The following is a 7,103-nucleotide window of genomic DNA, read 5'->3' as shown; positions in this document are numbered from 1 at the left end:
AAGGACACTTTGGAGTGGACTGCAACATGACTGATAATGGCGACATACCTAATCATGATCTAAAGCTTTCCCGCCTTTGGTTCAGCCAATTATAAAACAGAAAGAAATTCCGAGCGCAATCTGAACGAGAGGCCGACGAGTTGATTGGTCTTAAGACGCAAAATTCAATAGATCTGCTTAGCATAATGGTTATATTTTAGGGGGGAATAGCATGACTACTGTCGCAAAGTCTTTACTTCTTACGGCGGTTTCTCTCAGCGGCCTGATGAGCCCCGTTCTCGCGCAGGAAAGCCTGGTTGCCAGTGCCGCCGCAGCGCCTCCGGACTCGAATACGGCAGCCCCATCGCCGGCTGCGTCTCAAGCTCCTACGAACGCTCTCGAGGCGGGCGAGATTATCGTCACCGCGAACAAGCGTGAGCAGAAGCTCAATGATGTCGGCTTGACCATCACAGCCATCTCGGGCCAGCAGCTTGCCGAGCGGCGTATCACTTCCCTGCAGGATGTCGCGACGGCTGTCCCAGGTCTGACCTTCGCGTCGAGCACCCAGAATACGCCAATCTTCACCCTGCGTGGCGTAGGCTTCAACGAGGCTGCTCTCGGCGTCTATCCCGCTGTTAGCGTCTATATGGACCAGGCACCGCTGAATTTTCCGGTAATGGCAAGCCATTCGGCTTACGATCTCGAGCGAATCGAGGCCCTCAAAGGGCCGCAGGGTACGCTGTTCGGCCAGAATGCTACGGGCGGCGCGATCAACTATATCGCCGCGAAGCCGACGGACATATTCACGGCAGGGGGCGACGTCGGCGTTGCCCGCTTCAATGATCTTACTGGCAACGCATATATCAGCGGTCCGTTGGCCGATGGCCTGAGTGGTCGCATCGCCGTTACGGGCGAGCGTTCCGAAGATTGGCAGAAAAGCTACACGCGTGATGATACGCTGGGCAAAACGCGTTACATCGCGGGTCGTTTGCTGCTCAATTGGCAGGCCACAGAATCGCTTCGCTTCAGCTTCAACGCAAATGGCTGGGTTGATCATTCAGATCCCCAAGCGATGCAGTATATCGCCTTTTTCCCGGCGAAGCCGGCTGCTGCGCCCGTTCCTGCACTCGCTGCGGTTCCCTTCTCGCCTCAGCGTCCGCGTGCAGCCGATTGGTCGACCGGTGCCTGGTCGACCGGCGCAGACCGCCCCTTCTCGCGCCGCAAGTTCGGCCAAGTGTCATTACGGTTGGACTATGATCTCGCGAACAACGTCACGCTCACGTCGCTCACGTCATACAATACTTTCAATCAGAAGCAGGCGACAGACGGCGACGGAATTGCTCTCGTCGCATACGATCTTGGTATAAATGACGGTAAGTTGCACTCTTTTAACCAGGAGGTTCGACTAACAAATTCCGGCCGTTCAAGATTTCGTTGGGTGATCGGTGGTAACTACGAAAAGAGCCGGGCGATTGAAAATCAGGTACTTAATTATGTAAATAGTACAAATAATATTCCGGAGAACATGTTCATTTACCAAAGTGGTAATAACACTGACCAACGGATCCAAAATTTCGCTGCGTTCGGTAATGTCGAGTTCGATCTAACGCGTAAGCTAACGATCAAGGGCGGCCTCCGCTACACCAATGCGCGAAACCATGCCAATCTTTGTGGATATGATGTCGGTGATGGACACGTGAATTCGCTGTTCACGTTCTTAGGTGGTTTGCTCAGCGGCTCTCCCGTCGTTCCCTTGACTGCAGGCCAGTGCTATACGTTGAAACCTGATAGTATTCCTGAATACACGCCATTCACTCGCGTATTGCATGAGCGCAACGTATCTTGGCGCGGCGGCCTCGATTACAAGATCGCGCCTGGCTATCTTTTGTACGCGAACGTGTCTCGCGGCTATAAGGCTGGCAGTTTCCCAACAGTAGCTGCTGGAACGGAAAATCAGCTGCAGCCAGTTACGCAGGAATCAGTTACTTCGTATGAGGCTGGTTTCAAGTTCACAATGCTTGATCGTAAATTGCAGTTTGATGGTGCCGGGTTCTACTACGATTATAAGGACAAGCAGGTTCGCGGAAAGGTGCTTGACCCTATCTTCGGGATCCTGGACACTCTGGTCAACGTGCCCAAGTCTCGCATTTACGGCGCCGAGACCAACGTTACCCTGACACCGAGCCGTGGGGTAACGCTCTCGGCAGGGGTCACCTATCTAAAATCGAAGACGCTCGACTATACCGGCGTTAACATTCTGGGCAAGACGCAGAGTTTCCGTGGAGCGCTCCTGCCGTTCACGCCAGAATGGACTTACAGCTTCAACGCAGACTATCGTATGCCGCTTTCCAACGGCGGCACGGCGTCCGTCGGCGCGACCTTCACAGGCCGCTCCTCCGAAACGGCGGCGTTCTACGGTGAGACGCTTACTCTGGCTGATGTCCCCGGCGGCAAGACGGCTCCGGGTGCCAACCGTCCTTATTTCATCGATGGCTATGCTACTCTTGATCTTCGCGCCGGATACGAGCTGCCCGGTGGTAGATGGCACGTGCAGATCTGGGGTAAGAACGTTACCAATAAATATTATTGGACCAACGTGATCCCGGCAACGGACGTCGCCGGCCGCTACGCCGGTCGACCTGCAACCTACGGAGTGACTTTCGGTTTCAAGATGTGATCTCGATTGCCCGGTCGCCGTTGATCGAGAAAGTTCGGTCTCCGGCACCGGGAGGTTATGGGAGAAGAGGGGGGAGGGCCTGCAAGGACTGAGAACGTTAGCTTGGTCTGATCGACGGGGAAATCAACGGATCAGAATGGGACCGCGATGACATGAGGATGCGGGCGCCCCGGTGCCGGACCGCAAGGCCGTTTAAAGCATAGAGTATTTGCAATAATAGAGCTTACGGGAATTTCTCTATTTCAAATTATTTTTTCATACGAGCAATGCATGTCGCGATCAGTAGCAAAGTCGGAAAGATTGTAAACGAATCATTCCGTAAAGCCTTTAAATAACAAGTGCTCTGAAATGCGCGGTCTTAGATGGAAGCGCCGCTGTCCGCGCTGCGGTCGAAATCCAAACTACTTATATCTTGTACTCGATCGGCTGGATCGGTTTGTGCTATGTCTTTCACACAAAAAGTCTATTCGTGGAGGAGGGCGGCCATGCTACCCGGATTTGATTTGAGCTTCCAAGTCTCATTAGAAACCTTTCGGGATATAGTAAATCGAGCCATTACTGAGGATGGACCCGTAGGGAGAAGTCGGGCGATGCCTGCAATAGGTCATATCGAGACCGTAGATTACCAGTGGCGCAACGCCCGGCGCTATGGGCTAGGTTCGCTTCCTGACCTACCGCTTTTGGCAGAAGTCTTGTTCGGTAACGAAAATACTATGAACGGCGATGATGAGCGGCGTCGGTTCCTAGGGTCGGGAATGCTCGGAGCCAGATCGCTTCACAATGCCAAGGCTAGGTGACATGCAAGATACTGCACCGCGTCCCATTCATATGACCGACGCATCATCAACACGCAGATTGATCGATCCCGAGCTCCTGCCGCTGCTCGAAACTCTACCGCCGTTCGCTATGTCTGCCGAGGCCCTGCCGGCAATCCGCGAGAGTCTCGCGGAAATGATCTTAGGGCGTGGTGTACCACCGATCACTCCGGTTAAAAGAGTAGTCGATGCGCCGCACGGTTCAATAGCGCTTTTCTGGTACGATCCGATGCCGACGGCCAAAGATCGGCCTGTGCTCCTCCATATTCATGGCGGCGGCATGGTCATGGGCTCGGCGCGCCACTTGCCAGATGGTCTGTCGACGCTCGCCGCGCGTCTCGGTGTTGTGGTCGCCTCGGTTGAATACAGACTGGCACCGGAGACGCCGTTCCCGGGTCCGCAGGAGGATTGCTACGCGGCCCTTCTATGGCTGGCGGGCAAGGCTGCCGAACTGGGTATCGACCCCAAACGTATTGCAATTATCGGCGAAAGCGCAGGCGGCGGGCTCGCCGCAGCGGTGGCGCAGATGGCGCGCGATCGGAACGGCCCCGAGCTTGCCGCTCAGATCTTGGCGTATCCTATGATCGACCACCGCGTTGGCGGAGAGGCCGATCCGTGGCGTAACCGTTACACTGGCGAGTTCATCTGGACGCGCGAAAACAACCAATTTGGGTGGGAAGCGCTGCGGGGTAGTTACGGGATGAACGATGATCGCAAGGGCTGGTTTTCGCCAAGCCTTGCCGTGGATCTAACGGGGCTCCCGCCTACCTGGATCGGCGTCGGCAGCCTCGACCTATTTATCGATGAGAACCTAGATTACGCCCGTCGTCTGATAGACGCCGGTGTTCCTCTGGAACTGCACGTCTATCCTGGGGCCGTCCACGGCTTCGATCTGCTTGGCGCATCTCGCATCGCCAGCGATTTCCTGTGTGACATGTTGAGCGGCACTGGTCGCATGCTGAATTGTAAGAAAGAGTAGGATCGGGATCTGTAATTTGCAGACGCTTGGCGGTTGTCCCTTGAGGGTTTCAAGGATCTGTCCGCACTCGCCGTCCTGGAGGACGGTGGTGCTGTATCGGGTCTCACAAGGCCGGACGTTGCATTGACTCGAAGCGGGCTTGGTGGCCCATCCGTCAACCTTCAGATCATCCGTCCCTGCGTTCCCTCGTGGGACACCGCCATCGGGTTAGCTTGAGAGCATCACCGCTGGCGAACTGGTTCTACCGCATCTCAGGCCTCGAACAAAGTGCCATCGCGCAGCATGGCATGCATGATGACAGCGAGGCGTCGGGCGAGCGCAACCCCGGCCTTTCTGAGGCCGCGCCGCTTCGCGATCTTGAGAGCCCAGGTTTTCAGCGCGAACCTCTGCCTGGTGCGCGTCAGGATCGAGCTGGCCGCTTCGTAGAGCAGTTTGCGAACGGTGCTCTCCCCCTGTTTGGTGATCCGGCCTGTCCAGTTGAGCTCGCCCGATTGGTGCCGCCGGGGAACCAGCCCGAAGTAGGCACCTGCCGTCCGTGATCGCTTGAACCGGCTCGCGTCATCAACAGCTGCGGCGAACGCAGCCGATGTCTGCACACCGACGCCGGGGATGCTCATCAAGGCCTGGCAGACCGGGAGGCGGTGCTGATCGCTTTGAGTTGACGATCCAGCTGCCCGATTTCCACGACCAGGCGCTCGCGGGCCCGGAGCAGCGACGCGACCGCTCGGCGAGACCCGGAACTGAGGCAGCCACCCGCATCCGTGAGAGGAACCGTTCGCCCTGGCCGACGCCAAGCCTGATTCCCAAGGTGGCGCAGAGGCCACGGATAGTGTTGTCGAGCCGGACGCGCGCTTCGACCAGATGCCCACGGGCGGAATGACCGAGCGTATGCCGTGTGCTGCTGGCGATTTGACGTGTACCTCCTTGTAGAACCCTGTGCGCGCCAACTGCGCCAAGCCGGCGGCGTCGTGCGGATCGGTTTTGTTGGCCCTCATCGCCTTCAGGCTCTGATGTGCCTGACGGGCGTCGATGCAGACGATCGCGACGCCCAGCTCGCGCAGGCCAAGCGCGATCGATGGGGTCATTCGGCCCGTCTCGATCACCGCGCGTTCGATCGGCCCATGTTGCTCCAGCGCCGTGGCGATCGCCTCCGGTGTGCTGTCGACGCATTGTGCGCTGATCTTGCGTCCATCGGCATCGACGACACAGACGTGCGTAGTTTCCATCGAAAGGTCTAATCCGGCATAGTGTTTCTTGGCTGCTTCCTTCCTTCAGGCTTCGACAACCAGAAGTGTGCGCCACTAAGCCGGCCCGAGGAAGCAGCCACAAATTACACGATGACTCGTACAAAGCCAGAAGACGATGGCGGTGACGAGGTCGCCCGCTAACGGGTAGTTTTATCCAGGCAATCGTAGCGGTTACCATGCGGCGGAAGTCATTGAGCCGGCAAAAGCGGCTTCCTATTTGTGTCGTATGGGCTGTCGCTAACGCGTGCATTCGATCCATTCCGGGGCGTAGCAGACGTTATGTGGCTGGTTCCGGGAACTGGCGCGGCGCTACTGTTCAATATGATCTATGACATTGAGTTGATGCTGGGTTGCGAGCGCCAAGGCCTGGGACAAAATCCGAGCGCGGCAAGGTTGATAGCCAGTCGTCAGGCTCTCTCGGCAAAAAAGCGCGGGTTTCAGCCAAAAAAGGAGGTTGTCGGACGCAAGTGGGCGCATGGCTGTCGACACCCACGGCCGTAACTAATGGTCAACCTGACCACTGAGACATTTCGGGCAGCAGGGGCGCTCAAGCCATTTTCGTCGGCATCCGAAAGCGATGTGCCGGTGTTAAGCATCTCTTCGCGGATGGCGTCTACGATAGCGCCAAGGTCACTGCCAAGGCCAGCTATCCCGACTTCGTCATCGATGTCATATAGCGCTGCGAGCATCAACAAGGCTGCAATTCTATCTCAGGGCGCTGGGTCTCAAAAGAAACTTTGACTGGACGGCCCGATGGCGCCGCTTCGTCCGCGAATATTAATTGCGGATCAACGTACCCATGGTTGGGGGTTGGGTGAGCGCCGGCCTGTGAAAGCCGATGCCGTTGCGGCAGACCTCGTTCTCGCCATCTGGCTGAAGCGTGCTCCATCGCGGGCAGCGCTAGCTTATCGAGAAATTCGACAATTTCAAGGATTGACATATTTTCAGTTTTCTACGAAGTTTCAGATTATCTCGAGAATCTCAGAACCGGCTTGGGAGAAAGGTGCTGCGGCCAACACGGATGCGGCACCAAGGACACTTTGGAGTGGAAAGGACACTTTGGAGTGGACTGCAACATGACTGATAATGGCGACATACCTAATCATGATCTAAAGCTTTCCCGCCTTTGGTTCAGCCAATTATAAAACGGAAAGAAATTCCGAGCGCAATCTGAACGAGAGGCCGACTGTCGCCATCCATAACGACGGCGAACGGGTGGCTCCCATCCCCCGCCCGGTACCGGCAGCTTAACAACGAGAAAACATATGGAAACCTCTATTTTGTCGCCAGATGACCGGCATGCACCCAGCAAGATGCAAGAAGCTCCAAAGATCGAGCCAAAGCGGTTTCGGCACTTCATCGCAGGAAACTTTGTCGCGCGCGGCCCATGCTTCGACAAACTGAGC

The 7,103-nt window shown here is 56.5% G+C and carries 2 protein-coding genes and 1 pseudogene; 2 read left to right on the top strand and 1 reads right to left on the bottom strand.

Annotated elements, in window-relative coordinates:
* The first annotated feature begins 211 nt into the window (after nt 1-211).
* Complete coding sequence (locus tag ASE00_RS14950; RefSeq protein ID WP_056381765.1) at nt 212-2,656, top strand: TonB-dependent receptor; 2,445 nt, start codon at nt 212-214, stop codon at nt 2,654-2,656.
* 828 nt (nt 2,657-3,484) lie between these two features.
* A complete protein-coding gene (locus ASE00_RS14945; RefSeq protein ID WP_056381763.1) occupies nt 3,485-4,450 on the top strand; it encodes an alpha/beta hydrolase in 966 nt (321 codons plus the stop codon).
* Between the two features lie 251 nt (nt 4,451-4,701).
* Here the strand turns inward: ASE00_RS14945 and ASE00_RS14940 are convergent.
* Nucleotides 4,702-5,703: pseudogene (locus ASE00_RS14940) on the bottom strand (IS110 family transposase); the annotation flags it as partial.
* Between the last annotated feature and the right edge of the window lie 1,400 nt (nt 5,704-7,103).

This window comes from Sphingomonas sp. Root710 (assembly GCF_001429065.1).
Lineage (GTDB): Bacteria > Pseudomonadota > Alphaproteobacteria > Sphingomonadales > Sphingomonadaceae > Rhizorhabdus.
This window is presented reverse-complemented; position numbering and strand designations above follow the sequence as displayed.

What these genes read in the sequence shown, in the direction of transcription:
- ASE00_RS14950 (WP_056381765.1), top strand. Translation starts at nt 212, where the DNA reads ATGACTACTGTCGCAAAGTCTTTACTTCTTACGGCGGTTTCTCTCAGC.
- ASE00_RS14945 (WP_056381763.1), top strand. Translation starts at nt 3,485, where the DNA reads ATGACCGACGCATCATCAACACGCAGATTGATCGATCCCGAGCTCCTG.